Annotated in this window: 16 protein-coding genes and 2 pseudogenes; 10 read left to right on the plus strand and 8 right to left on the minus strand. The window is 74.3% G+C overall.

The window, feature by feature from the left end:
• Positions 1–58: 58 nt before the first annotated feature.
• From ACFY00_RS04480 to ACFY00_RS04495, 4 genes and pseudogenes are all read left to right on the plus strand, one after another.
• Positions 59–360: pseudogene (locus tag ACFY00_RS04480) on the plus strand (DUF488 domain-containing protein).
• Positions 361–417: 57 nt separating this feature from the next.
• Entirely contained in the window at positions 418–2,100 is a 1,683-nt protein-coding gene (gene aspT / locus ACFY00_RS04485; protein WP_388027087.1) for an aspartate-alanine antiporter, read from the plus strand.
• 6 nt (positions 2,101–2,106) lie between these two features.
• Positions 2,107–3,804, plus strand: coding sequence for an aspartate-alanine antiporter (gene aspT, locus ACFY00_RS04490; protein ID WP_388027088.1), 1,698 nt, complete (start codon positions 2,107–2,109; stop codon positions 3,802–3,804).
• A gap of 31 nt (positions 3,805–3,835) precedes the next feature.
• Complete coding sequence (locus ACFY00_RS04495; RefSeq protein ID WP_388027090.1) at positions 3,836–5,488, plus strand: bifunctional aspartate transaminase/aspartate 4-decarboxylase; 1,653 nt, start codon at positions 3,836–3,838, stop codon at positions 5,486–5,488.
• A gap of 61 nt (positions 5,489–5,549) precedes the next feature.
• On the opposite strand, the gene ACFY00_RS04500 is transcribed toward ACFY00_RS04495, so the two are convergent.
• From ACFY00_RS04500 to ACFY00_RS04510, 3 genes and pseudogenes are all read right to left on the minus strand, one after another.
• Positions 5,550–5,954: a hypothetical protein gene (locus tag ACFY00_RS04500; RefSeq protein WP_388027093.1), complete on the minus strand. Its 405-nt coding sequence runs from the start codon at positions 5,952–5,954 to the stop codon at positions 5,550–5,552.
• 79 nt (positions 5,955–6,033) lie between these two features.
• Positions 6,034–6,718, minus strand: a pseudogene (locus ACFY00_RS04505) (response regulator).
• Positions 6,709–7,806: a sensor histidine kinase gene (locus ACFY00_RS04510; RefSeq protein ID WP_388027095.1), complete on the minus strand. Its 1,098-nt coding sequence runs from the start codon at positions 7,804–7,806 to the stop codon at positions 6,709–6,711. Before ACFY00_RS04510 ends, ACFY00_RS04505 begins: the two are co-directional and overlap by 10 nt.
• A 132-nt stretch (positions 7,807–7,938) precedes the next feature.
• Here ACFY00_RS04510 and ACFY00_RS04515 point away from each other — a divergent pair, with 132 nt between their 5' ends.
• The 3 genes from ACFY00_RS04515 (at position 7,939) to ACFY00_RS04525 (ending at position 11,698) form a co-directional block, all read left to right on the plus strand.
• Positions 7,939–9,207, plus strand: a complete 1,269-nt coding sequence (locus tag ACFY00_RS04515) for an alpha/beta fold hydrolase (protein ID WP_388027096.1) — start codon at positions 7,939–7,941, stop codon at positions 9,205–9,207.
• A 72-nt stretch (positions 9,208–9,279) separates the two neighbouring features.
• A complete protein-coding gene (locus ACFY00_RS04520) occupies positions 9,280–10,143 on the plus strand; it encodes a universal stress protein (RefSeq protein WP_388027098.1) in 864 nt (287 codons plus the stop codon).
• 373 nt (positions 10,144–10,516) lie between these two features.
• Positions 10,517–11,698 carry an alpha/beta hydrolase gene (locus ACFY00_RS04525; RefSeq protein WP_388027099.1) on the plus strand — a complete coding sequence of 394 codons (1,182 nt, stop codon included), beginning with the start codon at positions 10,517–10,519 and terminating at the stop codon, positions 11,696–11,698.
• Positions 11,699–11,776: 78 nt separating this feature from the next.
• Here the strand turns inward: ACFY00_RS04525 and ACFY00_RS04530 are convergent, their stop codons facing one another.
• The 3 genes from ACFY00_RS04530 to ACFY00_RS04540 form a co-directional block, all read right to left on the minus strand.
• Positions 11,777–12,241 carry a GNAT family N-acetyltransferase gene (locus ACFY00_RS04530; protein WP_388027102.1) on the minus strand — a complete coding sequence of 155 codons (465 nt, stop codon included), beginning with the start codon at positions 12,239–12,241 and terminating at the stop codon, positions 11,777–11,779.
• 77 nt (positions 12,242–12,318) lie between these two features.
• The gene (locus ACFY00_RS04535; protein WP_388027104.1) at positions 12,319–12,648 is read right to left on the minus strand and encodes a MoaF N-terminal domain-containing protein; all 330 of its coding nucleotides are present in this window, start codon (positions 12,646–12,648) and stop codon (positions 12,319–12,321) included.
• A 110-nt stretch (positions 12,649–12,758) separates the two neighbouring features.
• Positions 12,759–13,154, minus strand: a complete 396-nt coding sequence (locus ACFY00_RS04540; RefSeq protein ID WP_388027106.1) for a ribonuclease domain-containing protein — start codon at positions 13,152–13,154, stop codon at positions 12,759–12,761.
• 509 nt (positions 13,155–13,663) lie between these two features.
• Here ACFY00_RS04540 and ACFY00_RS04545 point away from each other — a divergent pair.
• On the plus strand, positions 13,664–14,821 hold the full coding sequence (locus ACFY00_RS04545; RefSeq protein ID WP_388027107.1) for a hypothetical protein: 1,158 nt from the start codon (positions 13,664–13,666) through the stop codon (positions 14,819–14,821).
• 17 nt (positions 14,822–14,838) lie between these two features.
• Here ACFY00_RS04545 and ACFY00_RS04550 read toward each other — a convergent pair whose 3' ends face one another.
• The gene (locus tag ACFY00_RS04550) at positions 14,839–15,306 is read right to left on the minus strand and encodes a hypothetical protein (RefSeq protein ID WP_388027110.1); all 468 of its coding nucleotides are present in this window, start codon (positions 15,304–15,306) and stop codon (positions 14,839–14,841) included.
• A 135-nt stretch (positions 15,307–15,441) separates the two neighbouring features.
• On the opposite strand from ACFY00_RS04550, the gene ACFY00_RS04555 reads away from it, so the two are divergent.
• Both ACFY00_RS04555 and ACFY00_RS04560 read left to right on the plus strand, forming a co-directional pair.
• The gene (locus tag ACFY00_RS04555) at positions 15,442–16,008 is read left to right on the plus strand and encodes a hypothetical protein (protein WP_388027113.1); all 567 of its coding nucleotides are present in this window, start codon (positions 15,442–15,444) and stop codon (positions 16,006–16,008) included.
• Positions 16,009–16,106: 98 nt separating this feature from the next.
• Positions 16,107–17,405 carry an SUKH-4 family immunity protein gene (locus ACFY00_RS04560; RefSeq protein WP_388027116.1) on the plus strand — a complete coding sequence of 433 codons (1,299 nt, stop codon included), beginning with the start codon at positions 16,107–16,109 and terminating at the stop codon, positions 17,403–17,405.
• Between the two features lie 30 nt (positions 17,406–17,435).
• Here the strand turns inward: ACFY00_RS04560 and ACFY00_RS04565 are convergent, their stop codons facing one another.
• On the minus strand, positions 17,436–18,206 hold the full coding sequence (locus tag ACFY00_RS04565) for an IclR family transcriptional regulator (protein ID WP_388027118.1): 771 nt from the start codon (positions 18,204–18,206) through the stop codon (positions 17,436–17,438).
• Between the last annotated feature and the right edge of the window lie 102 nt (positions 18,207–18,308).

The raw sequence follows: 18,308 nt of genomic DNA on the forward strand, positions 1-18,308 counted from the left end.
CGTGAGCGTACGGGTGGAGCGGGTGTACGGGGAGCCGGACGGCGGCGAGCGGGTGCTGGTGGACCGGCTGTGGCCGCGCGGGTTGCGCAAGGAGGACGCGCAACTGGACCGCTGGGCGAAGGCGGTGGCGCCGTCGTCCGAGCTGCGCCGCTGGTTCCACGGGCCGCGGGGGAGTACGCGGAGTTCGTTCGGCGCTACCGGGCGGAGCTGGAAGCGCCGGACGCGCAGCGGGAGTTGGACGGGCTGTGCGCGGCGGCCGGGGGCGGGGAGCTGGTGCTGCTGACGGCGGTGAAGGAGCCGGAGCGCAGCCACGCGCAGGTGCTGCTGGAAGCGGTGCGGGAACGCTGCGGACAGAGATGATGATCATGACGGCGTGTTAAATCGGACATAGCCCTGCAATTCCGCTCTAATACGGTCATGAGCCTCCTGCGTGAGAACGCCGTTCTCGCCCTCTTCTTCTGCCTGGGCCTGGGCTACCTGGTCGGAAAACTCCGCGTCGGGCCGATCCAACTCGGCGGAATCTGCGGCGTCCTGATCGTCTCGATGCTGGTCGGCGCCCAGAACGTCTCGGTCAACGCCGACGTCAAGAACGTCGCGTTCGCCCTGTTCATCTTCTCCCTCGGCTACATCGCCGGACCGCAGTTCTTCGCCAACATGAACGCCAAGGGCCTGCGCTTCGGCGTGCTGTCCGTCATGGAGGCGGTCGTCGTCGTCCTGATGGCGCTCGGCATCGCCGAGGCCTTCGACCTGGACGTCGGCACCGCCGCGGGCATCCTGGCCGGCGCCGCCACCGAGTCCGCCGCCGTCGGCACCGCGCAGGACGCGATCGCCAAGCTCCCCGGCATCACCGCCGACCAGACCACCCAGTTGCAGGCGCACGTCGCCACCGCCTACTCGGTCTGCTACCTGTTCGGCCTGATCAGCATCGTCCTGCTGACCAGCCAGCTGTTCCCGATGCTGATGCGGATCAAGCTCCCCGAGGCCTCCCGCCAGGTCTGGGAGAAGATGCGCGGCGAGGGCGGCGAACTGGAGCCCGGCGAGGCCCCCTCGCTGCCCGCCCTGGTCGGCCGCACCTACCTGGTCTCGCAGGGCGAGGGCACCCGGATCAGCCAGATCCAGGAACGCTCCGGCCAACTCGTCACCGTCGAGGCCGTCCAGCGCGGCGGCAGGAAGCTCGGCGTCGACGACGACCCGGTGCTGCGCCGCGGCGACCAGGTGCTGGTGGTCGGCCGCCGCGCCGCGGTGATCGACGCCGGGCACGAGCTCGGCCCCGAGACCAGCGGCGTCCCCGGCCTGGACAGCCCGATGGCCGTCCGGCAGGTCGTGGTGACCAACAAGGAGATCGCCGGACACAGCCTCGACTCCGTCCGCGACCGGGACCGCGAGGTCACCGGCGGCGTGTTCCTCACCGACATCCAGCGCGTCGACCACCACCTGCCCGCCGTCGGCGAGACCGAGGTGCACCGCGGCGACACCCTCACCGTGGTCGGCGCCCGCTCCCGGGTCGAGCGGTTCGCGGGCAAGGTCGGCGCCACCGTCCGCTCCGACACCGCCGACTACATCTACATCTCGCTCGGCATCTGCCTCGGCGTCCTGCTCGGCAAGGTCAACGTCCACCTCGGCGAGGTCAACCTGACCCTCGGCACCGGCGGCGGCTGCCTGATCTCCGGCCTGGTCTTCGGCTGGGTCCGCTCGCTGCGCCCCACCTTCGGCGCCTACCCGCCCGCCGCCGCGCAGACCATGAAGGACCTGGGCCTGGCCATGTTCATCGCCGTCACCGGCATGGCCGCGGGCCCCGACGCCGGGCCGCTGCTCAAGCAGTACCCCGTCCTGCTGCCGGTCTCCGGCATCCTGATGGTGGTCGTCCCCGCCTTCCTCGGCCTGTTCATCGGACGCCGCCTCCTCAAGATCGAACCGCCGATCCTGGTCGGCGCGATCGCCGGACAGCAGTGCTCCACCCCCGCGATCACCGCCGTCGGCAACGTCGCCCGCAGCAGCGTCCCGATGCTCGGCTACACCATCACCTACACCCTCTCCAACTTCCTGCTCCCGCTGACCGGACCACTACTGGTCGGCCTGGTCGGCCTGAACGGAGGCTGACCGCGGATGGACTGGATCACCGACCACGTCTTCAAGCCCTACCCCGAACTGCTGATCTTCCTGACCATCGCGATCGGCTTCCTCGTCGGCCGCCTGCACTGGCGGGCCATCGGCCTGGGCGCCGTCACCGGCTGCCTGATCGCCGGGCTGTTCACCGGCTGGCTCACCGACGTCGAGGTCAACGGCACCGTCAAGTCGGTGTTCTTCATCATGTTCCTGTTCGCCCTCGGCTACAAGGTCGGCCCGCAGTTCTTCCGCGGCCTCAAGAAGGACGGCCTGCCGCAGGTCGCGGTCACCCTCGCGGTCTGCGTCAGCGGCCTGGCGATCTGCTGGGGCTTCGCCGAGATGCTCGGCTACGGGCCCGGGCTGGGCGCCGGACTGCTCGGCGGCGCGCTCACCCAGTCCGCCGTCATCGGCGTCGCCCAGGACGCCATCGCCGGCCTCCCCGGCCTCAGCCCGGACCAGGTCACCGCCCAGCAGAACCTCGTCCCGATCGGGTACGCCGTCACCTACCCGCTGGGCACCATCCTGTGCGCGATCCTGCTGGCCAACATCGCCCCCCGCTTCCTGCACAGCGACCTCGCCGCCGACTCCCGCGAACTGGCCGCCGAACTCGACGCCCCCGCCGACGACCCCGACCTCGCCGAGGGCTACTACGAGGTCGTGCTGCGCGCCTACACCGCCAGCAACGGCCTGATCGGCTCCACCATCGAGCAGTTCGAGCAGCGCGAGCAGGCGGCCGGGCGCCGGATCTACCTCACCCGGGTCCGCCGCGACGGCAGGATCATCGACCACGACCAGCAGACCGTCGTCGAACGCGGCGACGTGCTCGCCGTCAGCGCGCTCCGCCACGACCTGGTCGAGTTCGACCCCGTCACCGCCATCGGTCCGGAGAGCGACGACGTCGAACTGCTCGGCTACCAGACCGAGCACCTGCACGTCGTCGCCTCCGAGAAGGCCCAACTCGGCAAGACCATCGCGGAGCTGCGGCGCGAACCGTTCATGGTCGGGGTGTTCGTCGACAAGGTCTACCGCTCCGGTGCCGAGTTCCCCTACCGGCTCACCACCCAGCTCGAACGCGGCGACACCCTGCTGCTCTCCGGGCCCGAACGGCTGGTCGGCCCGGCCGCCCGGGCGATCGGCAAGCCCGTGCCCACCAGCTTCGCCACCGACATGACCTGGGTCGGCCTGGGCATCTTCCTCGGCGGCTGCATCGGCATCCCCGCGCTCACCCTCGGTGGCGTGCCGATCAGCCTCTCCACCTCCGGCGGCGCGCTGATCATGGGCCTGGTGTTCGGCTGGATCCGCGGCAAGTACCCGACCTACGGCAACGTGCCGCCCGGCGCCCAGTGGTTCATGGACACCCTCGGCCTCTGCGCCTTCGTCGCCATCGTCGGCATCAACGCCGGGCCGAGCTTCACCAGCGGCCTGTCCCAAGCCGGTTGGGGCCTGCTGCTGTGGGGCGCCGTCGCCACCGTCGCCCCGCTGGTGGTCGGCCTGCTGGTCGGCCACTTCGTCTTCCGGATGCGCCCGCCGATCCTGATGGGCGTGGTCGCCGGGGCCCAGACCACCACCGCCGCGATCGGCGCCATCAACGAAGCCTCCCGCAGCCAGATCCCCACCCTCGGCTACACCATCCCGTACGCCGCGGGCAACGTCCTGCTGACCATCTGGGGCGCGATCATCGTCGCCCTGCTCGGCTGAACCCCCGCCCTTTTCCCGAAAGAAGCGCACCATGAGCAAGCCGTCGATCAGCCGCGAGGAGATCCAGCGCCTCTCCCGGCTCAGCCCGTTCGAGCTCAAGGGCGAGTTCATCAGGCTCGCCGAGCACTACCAGGCCGACCGGCCCGGGCAGAAGGACAAGACCACCGTCCACATGCTCAACGCGGGCCGCGGCAACCCCAACTGGGTCTGCACCGGCCCCCGCGAGGCCATGCTCGCCCTCGGCCACTTCGCCCTCTCCGAGTCCCGCCGGGTCTGGACCGCCGACAACCTCGGCGGCATGCCCGAACGGCACGGCATCGCCGCCCGCTACGACCGGTTCGCCCGCTCCCACCCCGAACTGCCCGGCATCGACCTGCTCACCGCCTGCACCGGCCTCGCCGTCGACCGCTTCGACCTCGACCGCGACGCCTTCCTGCACGAACTCGCGGACGCCGCCATCGGCGACAACTACCCCGTCCCCGACCGGATGCTGACCTGCGCCGAGCAGATCGTCACCGGCTACCTGCAGGACGAACTCATGGACCGCCGGCCCCCCGAGGGGCAGCTCGACCTGTTCGCCACCGAGGGCGGCACCGCCGCCATGTGCTACATCTTCGACTCCCTGATGAAGAACGGCATCCTGCACAAGGGCGACAGGATCGCCCTGATGGTGCCGGTCTTCACCCCCTACATCGAGATCCCCGAACTCGACACCTACGAGTTCGACGTCGTCCAGGTCCAGGCCTCCTCCTTCGCCGAGGCGGGCGTGCGCGAATGGCGCTACCCCACCGAGGAGGTCGCCAAGCTCGCCGACCCCGCCGTCAAGCTCGTCTGCCTGGTCAACCCCAGCAACCCGCCCTCGCTCGCGCTCTCCCGGCGGGTCGCCGACCAGATCAGGTCCATCGTCGCCACCGACAACCCCGGCCTGATCATCGTCACCGACGACGTCTACGGCACCTTCGTCGACCACTTCCGCAGCATCGCCGCCGACCTGCCCCGCAACACCCTGCTCGTCTACTCCTACTCCAAGCACTACGGCTGCACCGGCCACCGCCTCGGCGTCATCGGCCTGCACCGCGACAACGTCATCGACGACGCCCTCGCCGCCCTCCCGCAGGCCGAGAAGGACCGGCTCGCCAAGCGCTACGGCAGCCTCAGCCTCGACCCCGGCGGCATCCGCTTCATCGACCGCCTGGTCGCCGACTCCCGGCAGGTCGCCCTCAACCACACCGCCGGGCTCTCCCTCCCGCAGCAGGCCCAGCTCACCCTCTTCTCGCTCTTCGCGATGCTCCCCGAGGGCAAGGCCTACAAGGCCAAGGTGCAGGCCATCGTCAAGCAGCGCCTCGACCTGCTGCTCGAAGGCTCCGGCATGAAGATCTCCGACGACCCGCAGCGGGCCGGCTACTACATCGAACTCGACCTGCTCGCCGAGGCCGAACGCACCGCCGGACCCGAGTTCGCGGCCTTCCTGCAGCAGAACTACGAACCCACCGAACCGCTCTTCCGCCTCGCCGAGCAGACCGGCGTCGTCCTGCTCAACGGCGGCGGCTTCGACGGCCCCCAGTGGTCCGTCCGGGTCTCGCTCGCCAACCTCGACGACCTCGACTACCTCAAGATCGGCCACCACCTGAAGGCCATCTTCGACGACTACCGCGCCGAATGGCAGGCCACCGGGAGCAGCTGACCCGTCCGGAGTGCGGTGCCCGCCCGGGAGCGCCCCGGGCGGGCACCGGTGCGTGCGGGGTTCAGCGCAGGAGGAAGACCGGGCGGGGCAGCAGCCAGCGGGCGAACGCCAGGTGGAGCGCGACCAGGGGCAGCGGGAAGGGGCCGAACAGGAGCAGCAGGGGGAGCAGCGGCAGGACCAGGGCGGTGCCCGCGTACCAGCGCAGACGGGGGGAGAAGCGCAGCGGGGCCACCGGCGCGAGGAGGACCGGGAGGACGGCGCAGAACGCCAGGAACGGAAGGCAGCGCTGGACGGAGTCCGCCAGGGCGTGCCCGGTCAGGGCGGTGCGCAGGACCGCGACGGCGAACCAGAACAGGACGGCGCCCAGCAGGTAGCGGGCGACCGTCCGGGCGTACCAGCGGCCGCCGCCCTCCGCCTTCGCCACGGCCGGCCGCCGAAGCGCCCGGTGGACGGACACGGTGCTCATCGCACACCCCCAGTCGGGGCACCGGGCGGGCGCGGGGAACCCCCGTCCGCCGGTGGTTCCCGGTGCCGTACCCGACACGCTACTCCGCTCCGCCGTCGCGGTGCGGGGCGGGGCGGACCACGCCGTGGTCGAAGGCGAAGACCACGGCGTGGATCCGGTCGCGGACGCCCAACTTGTCGAGCACGCGCCGGACATGGGTCTTCACGGTGGCCTCGCCCAGGTGCAGGGCGGCGGCGATCTCCGGGTTCGAGCGGCCCCGGCCCAGGAGTTGCAGGACCTGGTGCTCGCGCGGGGTCAGCCGCTCCAGGGCGGCGCGCGGCCGGGGAGGCGGGCGGCGGGGCGGAGCGGGCGAACTCGGCGAGCAGGCGGCGGGTCACCGAGGGCGAGAGCAGGGCCTCGCCGGAGGCCACCGTGCGGATGCCGTCCAGGAGTTGCTCGGGCGGGGTCCGCTTCAGCAGGAACCCCGCCGCGCCCGCGCGGACCGCCGCGAAGACGTACGCGTCCACCTCGAAGGTGGTGAGCACCAGGACGCGCGAGGCCGGGCAGCGGGCGGCCAGTTCGGCGGTGGCGGCGACCCCGTCCAGGACCGGCATCCGGACGTCCATCAGGACCACGTCCGGCCTCGACTCCGCGGCCAGGCGCACCGCCTGCGCGCCGTCGGCGGCCTCGCCGACCACCCGCACGTCCGGCTGGGTGCCGAGCAGCATCCGCAGACCGGCCCGCATCAGGTCCTCGTCGTCCGCGACGAGAACGGTCACGGCCACGGGAGTTCGACCTCCAACCGCCAGCCGCCCGGCCCCGGGCCGGCGGTCAGGGCGCCGCCCAGCGCCGCCGCCCGTCGGCGGGCCCAGGCCAGGCCGCGGCCCGAGGAGGGGAGCGAAGTGTCCTGTACGGGACGGCCGTTGTCGGTGACGGTGAGGCGCAGGGCGTGCCGGGTGCGGCGGAGCCGGACGGTGGCGGCGGTGGCCGTCGAGTGCTTCAGGGTGTTGGTCAGCGCCTCCCGGACCGCGTGGTGCAGCAGCTCGGTGCGCGCTGCGGTCAACTCCATTGCGGGTGACGGGAGTTCGAGAGTTACCGCGAGTCGCGGCGGCAGGTCGGCGAGCAGCGCCCGCAGAGCCGTTTCCAGGGGCGCGGGCGGCGGGAGCGGCTCCAGCAGCCCCAGCACCCGGTCCAGGTCGCCCATCGCGCCGCGGCCCACCCGCTCGATCCGCTCCAGCGTCGCGCGCAACTGCGGCGGGCCGTCGGCCGCACCCAGCCGCGCCGCGCCCGCGTGGGTCACCATCACCGTCACCGCGTGCCCCACCGCATCGTGCAACTCCCTGGCCATCCGCGCCCGTTCCTCCTCCAGCAGCCGCCGGGCCCGCTCCTCGGCCGCCGTCCGGCGGGCCCGGTCACGCCGCCGCGCCGCCACGCCCACCGCCGCCGCGGCGGCGTGCAACGCGCAGCAGAGCGGGGCGTCGGGGCGGCCGGAGAGGGCGAGCAGGACGGCGAGCACGGGCGGGGCGGCGAGCGCGGCGGCGGCAGCCGGAGGCCGGGTGCGCAGCAGCACCACCAGCGGCAGCGCCGACGCCAGCGACAGGTTCGTCACCGGTTCGCCCGCCGCCACCACCGCGACCGTCGCCCCCGCGCCCGCCCACAGCGCCGCCACCGGCACCAGCCGCCGCAGCAGCAGCGCCCCGAACCACACCGCCACCGCCGCCCGCGACACCGCCGAACCGGCCAGCAGCGAGGCCGTGTAGCCCGAACCGCCCACCGCGATCCCGGCCGACGCCCACGCCACCACCCCGTCCAGGGCGACCCACCAGCCCCGCGCCACCCGCCCGTCCGCCCGCCACCAGCTCACCCCGCTCACCCCGCTCACGCTAGGCCGCCCGGCCACCCGCCCGCGTCAGCCCGGGAGTTGACGCCGCATCCGCCGCCAGGGGGAGCGGGACGAGCGGGCGGAGGGACGACCGGCGGGGGTGCGGCGGGCCACGGTGGCGGCATGAAGAAGACACTGCTGGCGGTGGGGCTGGTGCCGGTCGGACTGATCGGCGGGACGGTCGGGGCCGGAGTCGGCCTGGTGGCGGCCGGGGCGCTCGCGCCCGTGCCGTGGGTGATGCTCGGCGGGGCGCTGCTGGGCCTGGCCACCGGCGGCGGACTGCCGCTGCGGGGCGCGGCCCGGCTCGGCGGCTGGCCCGCGTGGACCCCGGCCGTGCTGGCCGCGCTGCTGGCCGCCGGGCTCGGCGCGGCCGTCCTGCCGCCCGGCGAGCGGGCCCTCCCCGGGACGGCCGCCGCGTACTGGGACCTGCCCACCGGCTCCCGCCTCGCCTACCGCCTCACCCCCGCCCGCGGACCCGCCCGCGACACCCCCGTCATCCGGCTGCACGGCGGCCCCGGCACCCCCGGCGGAGCCGAGGACGGACTCGACGCGGAACTCGCCGCCGCCGGCTACCCCGTCTACGCCTACGACCAGTTGGGCTCCGGCGACTCCCCGCGCCCGGCCGACCTGGACGGCTACACCGTGCAACGGCAGGTCGACGACCTGGAGGCGGTCCGGCAGCGGATCGGCGCCGAGCGGGTCGTCCTGATCGGTGCCTCCTGGGGCGGCACCCTCGCCGCCGAGTACCTCGCGGCGCACCCCGGGCACGTCGCCCGGGTGGTCCTCACCTCGCCCGGCGCCCTCTGGGCCCCCGCGTACACCGACGAACAGGCCGGACAGCTCTGGGACCGCCTCACCGACGCGCAGCGCCGCCGGATCGGGGAGATCGGCGCCACCCCCCGCGCCACCCTCTGGTCACTGCTCGCCGCCGTCGACCCCGCCCAGGCCCGCGCCCTGCTCCCCGACGCCGAGGCCGATGCGCTCTTCCGGCGACTGCTCGCCGTCTCCGGCTCCGCCGCGACCTGCGCCCCCGGCATCGGCGACCTGCCGGTCAGGACGCCCGGCTACTACGCGAACCAGCTGATCGCCGAGGACCTGCGCCGCCGCCCCGACCCCCGGCCGGTCCTGCGCACCGTGCACGTCCCTGCGCTGGTGCTGCGCGGCGAGTGCGACTACAAGCACTGGCCGGTCACCCGCGAGTACCGCGACACCCTGCCGGAGGCCCGGCTGCTGTACGTCCCCGGCGCCGGGCACGCGATCGCCGTCGACCGCCCGCGCGAGTACCGGGCGGCGGTGCTGGCCTTCCTCACCGACGCGCCGCTGCCGCAGGCGCCGTACGAAGGGACGGAGGACCCGGCCGGGACGGGCCCCGGGCGGCCGGGCCGTCCCTGATTGTCGGGGCGGGGCCGGGCGGCGCATGCTGGAGGGGAGCGGCCGGGGCGCGCCCGGTCCGAGGAGTGCGCCATGGAGATCAGGGCAGCCAACGGAGTGGTGGCGGGGATCGACGGCTCGGCGCCCGCGGCCGAGGCCGCGGAGTGGGCCGCGCGGGAGGCGGAGTCCCGGGGGACGGGGCTGCACCTCGTGCACGCCGTCAACACCGGGACGGTGACGCTCTCGCCGCGCACCGGTGCCACCGTCACCGACCTGATCCTGCGGGAGGCCGCGGAACTCCTGGACGCCGTGCAGGCCACGCTGGAGGCCGCCCACCCCGGGCTGCGGATCACCGGGGACGTGGTGCCGCGCGACGCCGCGGAGGCGGTGCTCACCGCCGCCGAGCACGCCTCGCTCGCCGTCCTCGGGACGCGCGGCCACGGCGGCTTCGCCTCCCTGCTGCTGGGCTCGGTCAGCCTGAAGGTCGCCGCGCACGCCGCCTGCCCGGTCGCCGTGGTCCGCGGCACCGAGCACCCCCACGGGCCGGTGCTGGTCGCCGTCCACGACGAGCGCGACGCCGCCGCCCTGCGCTTCGGCTGCGAGACCGCCGCCCGCCGGGGCCTGGCGGTGCGGGCCGTGCACACCTGGTCACCGGTGGTGGCCGACGTGGGGCGGATGGCGCCGATGGTCGACGAGCTCGGCGAGGAGGCCCAGCTGCACGAGCGACTGCTGCGCCGCACCTGCGACCCGGTGCGCGAGGAGTACCCCACCGTCGAGGTGGAGAGCCACCAGCTGACCGGCGGCAGCGCCGCCACCCTGGTCGAGGCCTCCCGCACCGCCGCCCTGGTGGTGCTCTCCCGGCACGAGCCCGCGCCGCGCTTCGGCCTGCGGCTGGCGACGCCCGTGCACGCCGTCCTGCACCACGCACACTGCCCGGTGACGGTCGTACCGGTGTGAACCGCCCGGCCGCGCGATCGAGTTGACGGGCGTCGGCTCGAGGCGGGGAACGGGCCGACCGGGCGGGCGGCCGAGCGGCCGCGCGATCGAGTTGACGGGCGTCGGCTCGAGGCGGGGAACGGGCCGACCGGGCGGGCGGCCGAGCGGCCGCGCGGGTGGGCGCGGGCGCGGACGCGCGGGCGCGGGCGGGCGGAACCGCGGGGCCGGGTCCGGGCGTCGCCCCGGCGGCAGGCATACTGCTTGCCGCACGTGCGTGAGGCACGTCGTACGTACGCACCGCCACGGCCGCGCCGAGCCCGTCCTCCTCCCTCCGGCTCGCGGACGCGCGCCGCGGGCGGGGACCGGTAACGGAAGGCACGGGGGACCACGGGGCATGGGACTGACCAGCACGACACTGCTGCTCTTCACGATCGAGATCGCGGTGGCGGCACTGGGGGCCACCGTCTGGTGGTGGCCCGCCCTCGCCCGGCGGCACTGGCGGGCGGTGCTGGGACGGATCGGCATGCTGCTCGGCAGCCAGTTCGCGCTGCTCGCCGTGATCGGCCTGCTGGCGAACAACTACTTCTCGTTCTACAGCAGTTGGAACGACCTGCTGGGCACCGGCCCGGACGCCCCGGTCGCCGTCCGGGCCGCCGCCGGGCCCGCGCCCGCGCCCGGCCCGTCCGCCTCCGCCTCCGCCGGCACCGAGCCCGACCCGCCGAACCTCCCCGTCCTGCCCGCCCGGGAGACCGGCCGCGAACCCGTCGACACCGCGGGGCCGCGCGACCCGCAGCGGGTCGGCGAGATCCGCGCCGTCACGATCCCCGGCGCCCGCACCGGCCTGAGCACCGACGGCTACGTCTACCTGCCGCCGCAGTACTTCCAGCCCGGCAACGAGCAGCGCAGGTTCCCGGCGATCATCGCCATGACCGGCTTCCCCGGCGACGCCAAGGCCCTGATCACCCGCTTCAACTACCCCGGCGTCGCCCTCGACGAGATCCGGGCCGGACGGATGCAGCCCACCGTCCTCGTGCTGATGCGGCCCTCGCCCGCGATGCCCGCCGACCCCGAGTGCGAGGACATCCCCGGCGGGACGCAGGCCGGCACCTACTTCGCCAAGGACGTCCCGCGCGCGATCGCCGCCACCTACCGGGTCGCCACCGGCCCCCACGGCTGGGGCGTCATGGGCAACTCCACCGGCGGCTACTGCGCCGCGAAGCTCGCCATGCGGCACCCCGAGGTCTTCGCGGGCGGCGTCTCCATGTCCGGCTACCTCAAGGCCGCCGAGGACGTCACCACCGGCGACCTCTTCAAGGGCAGCCAGCAGCGCCGCGACGAGGCCGACCTGCTGTGGCGCCTGCGCAACCTGCCCGCGCCCGCCACCGGCGTCATGCTCAGCGGCGCGGAGAAGGGCGACGGCGACTTCCGCGGCGAGGCCGACGCCTTCACCGCCGCCGCGAAACCGCCACTGACCGTCGCCGTGGCCTCCGTCCCGGAGGGCGGCCACAACTACACGACCTGGATCAGGCTGCTCCCGGCCGGGTTCCAGTTCCTGTCGCAGCGCCTGACCGCGTAGTCCGGCGATGGCGCCCGCGGCGACGGCATCCGGTCCCGGTGCGCCGTCGCGGCGGGCCCCTCCGCCGCGAGCGCGGACTCAGTCCAGCTCCAGAGCACCCACCGTCTGGCCTCCGCTGGTCTCTCCGGTCGGGCGGAAGCCGAGGGCCAGGTAGAAACCGGCCGGGCCGTCCGCGCCGGGATGCCAGGTGGTGGTCAGGCGGGTGCCCCCTCGGCGCCGGATCTCGTCGGCCACGGACCGCACCGCGAAGCGCCCGTACCCCCGGCCCTGCTTCCCGTCGGCGATGTTGAGGCGCCAGAGTCCGGAGCGGAAGTCGGTGCCCTCGCCGGTCCAGTCGATGTCGAAGAACGCCATGAGGAACCCGACGGCTTCGGTGCCGTCGCAGATGAGTCGGGGCCACGCGACGCCGGGGTGGACGTACGCCTCGGCGAGCGACTTCACCACGGGCGCCACCAGGTGCTCCTGGTCGGGGGCGACGCGCAGCTCGACGGCGCGTTCGAAGTTGTCGGGGGTGATCTCTTGCAGGCACGGCGAAGTCGGCATGTCCGCACTCTAGCGACCACCCGGGACCCGGCCGCGGGCCGGCGATCTCGCGGGCGGCGCCGGGCGGGCCCGTCCGGCTACCGGGCGGGGGTGAGGGTGCCGGTGTGCAGTTCGCCGACCCGGCCGGTCTCGCCCTCCCACGTCCAGAACACCTTGACCGTCAGCGCGTTGAGGTCCATCACGTGGCTGACGGTGATGCCGCTGCGCTCCGTCCAGGAGACGAACCAGACGTTCGGGGCGACCTCCGCCACGTGCAGCGGGACGTCCTCGTACTGTCCGGCCGACTCGCCCAGGCCCTCCCAGCGCAGCCGGGTGCCGTCCGCGGAGTAGGAGTTGCGGAAGGAAGCGCCGTTGTCGACCTCGAAGAGGTAGGTGCGGCCGGCGAAGCCCGGCAGGGGGGCGTTCATGGGGGTCATCGGTCCTTCGGGCGGATCGGTTCGGCGGGTGCGACCGGGTCGGCCGCACCCGCCCAAACCTATCGGACCGGGCCCCCGGACGGGGCTCGGACCCGGGGCGGTCAGCAGCCGAAGTTGACGCGGTAGAACGTCGCGTAGTGGTCGGAGGTGTAGTAGTCCTCGTGGTAGACCTTGCCGGTGACGATCCGCCGGGCGCCGCGGGTCGAGCTGCCCGGGGTGATCACCGTGTACTCGTGGTAGTAGCCGGACGTCTGCGCGGGCAGGACGCCCTCCCGGTTCTGGAACACCACGCCGTCCTGCGAGTACGGGAACGGCCCGCCCGCGTCGATCAGCCGGATGGTGTCGCGGCCCTGGCTGGGCAGCGCCGAGTAGCAGATGTTCCCGCTGACCGCGGCCTGCGCCTCACCGGCGGCCACGACGGACGGGGCGAGGGCCAGCAGGCCGAGGGCGGCGACCGAGACGGCACGGATCTTCAACGCGCGTAGAGTCATTCGCATGCCAGCAGTCTGACGCCCCGTCCGCCCCGGCGGAACCCTTGTCGCGAACACTTCACCCACGGGTTGCCGTCGCACCACCCGGCCGCCTCGTCGAGGTCACGGCCCGGGCGCAGGGCCGCACGGGAGCGGGGCGCCGGAGCGGCAGCCGTACGGGCGGCGGCCGGGGGCGGGGGTCCGGCGGGGGTGTGAGAGTGCTCTCAGCGGGGGCGGGATCCTTGGAGACAAAGCGACAATCCGCCTAGCCTGCGAGGGCGCCCCGGACGGGGCGCACCCGCCGTCGGGACGCCGAATCCCGCCCGGTCGACGGCGTTCCCACAGCACAGCACGGGCGGGAGCGGGGGACCCACGGCAGTACGCCCTGCCCGGCCACCGCCCCTGCCCGGCGGTGGGGACCGGGCGCGGCTCGGGGTGAAGCCGCGCGCGTGCGTGCGGCCGGGCGCGTGCGGTGACCTCCGCGGCGGACCGAACCCGACAGCTCACCTCGCAGGCGTCGCGGAGGACCCCACCCCATGCGACCCACGCCCCTCACCCGTACCACCCCCGCCCGGCTCGGCGTCCTGGCCGGTGCCGCCGCCCTGATCGGCGTCCCGCTCGCCGCCGGGCCCGCCGCGGCCCTCACCACCGGTGCCGTCAGCGTCGTCCAGGACCGGCTCGCCCCCACCGGGATGACCACCGGCAGCGCGAGCACCGCCTCGCTCACCCTGCACGCGAGCCGCTGCTTCACCGCGAAGACCGTCGGCGTCGGCGTCCGCGACGCGGCCGGGACCAACCTGGACTTCCCCGGCAGCGCGAGCAACGTCCGGATCTGCCCCGGCGGTGCCACCGTCACCACCGGCGCCCGCACCCTGCCCGCCGGGAGCTACACCCAGTTCGGCTTCTGGCAGGACACCGCGGGCGGCTGGCACAACCTGCCCGCGCGGACGCTCACCGTGGCCGACGCCGCGCCCGCCGCCCCCGCCGCGCCCGCTGTGCCCGCCCCCGCCCAGGGCAAGGCGCTGACCTGGGCGGAGGAGTTCTCCGGGCCGATCGCCTGGGGCAGCAAGTGGACCGGCGACCGCAGCAGCGCCTACCGCTACGGCACCCACAACCCCGACGACAACAAGCTGGACTGGCTGGCCCCGTCCGCCGTCACCGTCTCCGGCGGCGTCGCCACCTTCACCGCCACCCCGTCCGCGCACACCCTGGAGAACGGCAAGCAGGCCTGGGACACCGGGCTGCTCACCACCGAGTACAGCCAGGACGGCTTCCAGGTCCGCACCGGCGACTACATCGAGGCCCGGGTGAAGCTGCCCTCCGGCACCGGCGCCTGGCCCGCGCTGTGGACCTGGAAGGACGGCAACAACGAGATCGACAGCTTCGAGTACCACCCCGACAACCCGAACCTGCTGGAGCTCTCCAACCGGATCCGCTCCGGCCTGGACTACCACACCGACGCGAACGCGATCGCCCCCGACCGCTGGGTCACCGTCGGCACGTACTACGGCGCCGACTCGGTCGACTGGTACGTCAACGGCGCGAAGGTGTTCTCCGACGGGACGGGCGTCGGCGCGAACTGGTCGGCCTACCCCATCCTCAACCTGTCGCTCAGCGCCGGGCAGTACCACCCGGCGGCGAGCGGCAGCGCGCCGATCGCGTTCAGCGCCGACTACCTGCGGGTCTACCGGTGACGGGGCGCTGAGGGCGATCAGGAGACGGTGAGCGTGAACGGCGTCCGGTCGTTCGCCGGGTCGCGGTCGTCCGCGCTCACCACCCGCACCTGCCCCACGGCCTTCAGGCCGTGCGGCAGGCGCGCGTCGGCCCGCACCGGCACCAGCGCGGTCGCCGAGCGCAGCGGCGGCAGGCCGGCCGGGAACGTGCAGCTGACGGTCCGGCCGGTCGCGGTGCAGGAGGACGGGAAGTAGGGCCCCTCCGGGCTGAAGCCCGGGGGGAGCTCCACCAGCACCGTGAACGGCGAACCCGTGGTCTGCGGGCCGCCGTTGGCCACGAAGCCGTGCACCGTGGTCGTCCCGCCCGGGGCCACCGGGTCCGGGTCCAGCCGCACCACCCGCAGGTCCGAGTCCGACGGCGCGGCGGCCGCGCCCGGGGCGGCCAGGGTGCCGAGGGTGCCCAGCGCGAGCGCGGGGGCGGCGAGCAGGGGGAGGAGACGGTGCACGGGGCCCTCCTGGGGCGAGTGATCTGGCGGACACCCAGCGTAGTGGCGGCCCCGGTGCGGCCGGGGCGGACCACGCCGCGGCGTCGGACCGCGCCCGGGCCGGGGGCGTCAGGGGCTGCCGTTACAGTGCGCCGCATGACTTCCCTCCCGCCGTCCGCTTCCCCGTCCTCCCCGTCCTCCCCGTCCTCGCTGATCGACGCGATCCGCGCGCACGAGGACGCGGCCGCCTTCCTCGGCCGGTCCTGCGACTTCGAACTCGACCGCTCCGACCACGGCGAGCCCGTCCACCTCGCCTCGGGGGCCCGTCTGGAGGGTTTCGCCAAGAGCGGCGCGGGCGGCACCTTCTTCTTCTGCGGCGAGGGCGGCGAGGAACGCCCGGTCCTCTACGCCGACTCCGAGGGCGGCGCCGCGCTCCTCGCCGTCGGCCTGCCCGACCTGCTGCGCCTGCTGCTGGTCGCGCCCTGGTGGCGGGACTGCCGGAAGCACACCGCCGAGGAGGGCCGGAGGATCGCCGCGCAGTACCTGGAGGACGAACCCGACCTGCTCGCCGGACGCGACGCGGCCGCCGCCGCCCTCGGGCTCGAACTCCCGGACGAGGGCGAGGCGTTGAGCCGCCTGCGGGAGACGGCCACCGTCACCGGCCGCGACTACCGGCTGATCTTCACCCCGGAGGGGAGCGCGTACGAGGACCTGATCGGCTGAGGGCCCGGGCGGGCGTGGCGCCTGCCGGCCGCAGGCGGGCCGATGCGTGCGGACGCGGCCCGGGGGAGAGGCTGTCGGGGTACCGGTAGCGTGGGGGGATGGGGTCTGTGCGGGGTGGGGCGGGGCGGGAGTCGTGGACGGCTGAACTGCCGCAGGCGGCACGGGAGTTCCTGGCCGGGGGCGAGGTCGTCTGGGAGCCGGTGAACGAGGGGGCGGTGCGGACCTTCGCGCGGTACGTGCGGGAGTTCGCGGGGGAGCAGGAGGAGGCCGTGCTCGCCGGACTGCGGGTGGTGACCGGCCTGGTGGACCACGTCCGGGGGCCGGAGTACGAGGCGCTGGCCGCCGCGTACCGGGAGGCGGCCGAGGGGCGGCTCGCCGAGGTCGTGCGCGCCGCCCGGGCGTGCGCGGACCGCTTGGACGTCGCGGCCGAGGTGATCGCGGTCGAGCAGAGCGAGGTGGTCGCGGAGCTGACGGCACTGGCCGCCGACCGCACCCGGCCCGCGCCGTCGCGCCTGGCCGCCGCACGCCGACGCATCGCGTCCATGGAAGGGCACTTGGAGCAGTACGTGGTCGACCAGGTCAACGAGGGCGCGATCGGGCGGCTGCTGGTGGTCGTCGAGCGGGCCTCCCGGGCGCCGGAGGAGCCGGGGGAGGGGGAGCTGCGCGCCGCGTGCGGCGGAGGGGGCGAGGGCGAGCCGGTGCCGGACGAAGTGCTGCGCGCTGCGGGGGAGTTGCGGCGGCTGCAGGAGCGGCTGCCGTTGCTGACGGAGGCCTTCCTGGCCCGGCTCGCCACCGTCGACTTCGAGGCCCCGGCGGGGCCGGACGACGGGCTGCTCGGCGAGTTCCTGATCGACCGGGGGACGGCGGTGGCGGTGTTCGGCGCCGACCGGATGGTCACCCTGGACGAACGGGGGCCGGACGGGATCGGGCACCGGCCGACCCGGGTCTTCCTGCGGGAGGTCGGACTGCCCGACGACACGGTGTTCTTCGATCTGGCCCGGGGAGTCCGCGACGGCGAACCCGCGACCTGGGAGGAGTCCTGGGCGCCGCACGTGCAGCCGTTCGACGCGGTGCACTGGATGCACCTCGGCGAGTACAACACGGACACCTACCACCTCGACACCGCCACCGGCGAGGTGTACTGCGTTCCGGAGGAGGCCGCCCCGCACCTGGTCGCGAGCAGCCTGGACCGCTTCGTGCTGGCCCTGGCCGCGCTGGAGGCGGAGCGCCCGTTCTACGACCCCGACCGGCAGCGCTTCGAGGACCTCGACCCGGACGGCGTGCAGGAGCGCTTCCTCGCCCTGCTGCGCCGCACCGACCCCGGGGTGCCGACGGGCCCCGGTTCGCACTGGGTGCGCGTCCTGGAGCACGTGCACAAGGCGCTGAACTGCTACTGACGGCCGGGAGGCGGCGACGCGGCCGGGGCGTCAGAGCACCTCGCCGAGGCGGGCGGCGATGGCCTGCATGAGGGGGACCAGCCCGGCGGCGCCGGACTGGGCCTCGAGGGCCTGGATGCGCGCCTCGGGGCCGGAGACGGAGAGCGCGGCGGGGGTGGGGGCGCCGGGGACGGCGACGGCGATGCAGCGGACGCCGATCTCCTGCTCCTGGTCGTCGACCACGTAGCCGAGCTCGCGGGCGGTGGCGAGCTGGCCCAGCAGCGCGCCGGGGTCGGTGACGGTGTGCGGGGTGTGGGCCTGGAGCGGGCCGGGGCCGAGCAGGGCGCGTGCCTCGTCCTCGGGGAGCTGGGCGAGCAGGGCCTTGCCGACGCCGGTGCAGTGCGGCTGGACGCGGCGGCCGACCTCGGTGAACATCCGCATGGAGCGGCGGGACTGCACCTGCCCGACGTAGACCACCTCGCCGCCCTCCAGGACGGCCAGGTTGGCGGTCTCGCCGGTGGCCTCCATGAGCTCGGCCAGGTAGGGGCGGGCCCAGGAGCCGAGCAGGCGCCCGGCGGTCTCGCCGAGGCGGATCAGGCGCGGGCCGAGGGTGTACCGGCGGGCGGTGTCCTGCCGGACGTAGCCCTGGGCGACCAGGGTGCGGACCAGGCGGTGGATCGTCGGCATCGGCAGGCCGGAGGTGGCGGAGAGTTCGCTGAGGGTGGCGACGCCGCCGGAGTCGGCGAGCGCTTCGAGGAGTTGGAAGGCGCGCTCGACGGACTGCACCGATCCGGTGGTGCGTTCGGGGGAGGTGCTGGCCACGAGCGTTCCCTTCAATGTCCGGGGAGGAGTAGAGTCCACGCGATCATCAACAAACCGTTGAAATTCTGTATCGCGGAAACTAGTCTCCACTGTACAGAACGG

It is taken from the genome of Kitasatospora sp. NPDC001540, assembly GCF_042894345.1.
Taxonomy (GTDB): Bacteria; Actinomycetota; Actinomycetes; order Streptomycetales; family Streptomycetaceae; genus Kitasatospora; species Kitasatospora phosalacinea_C.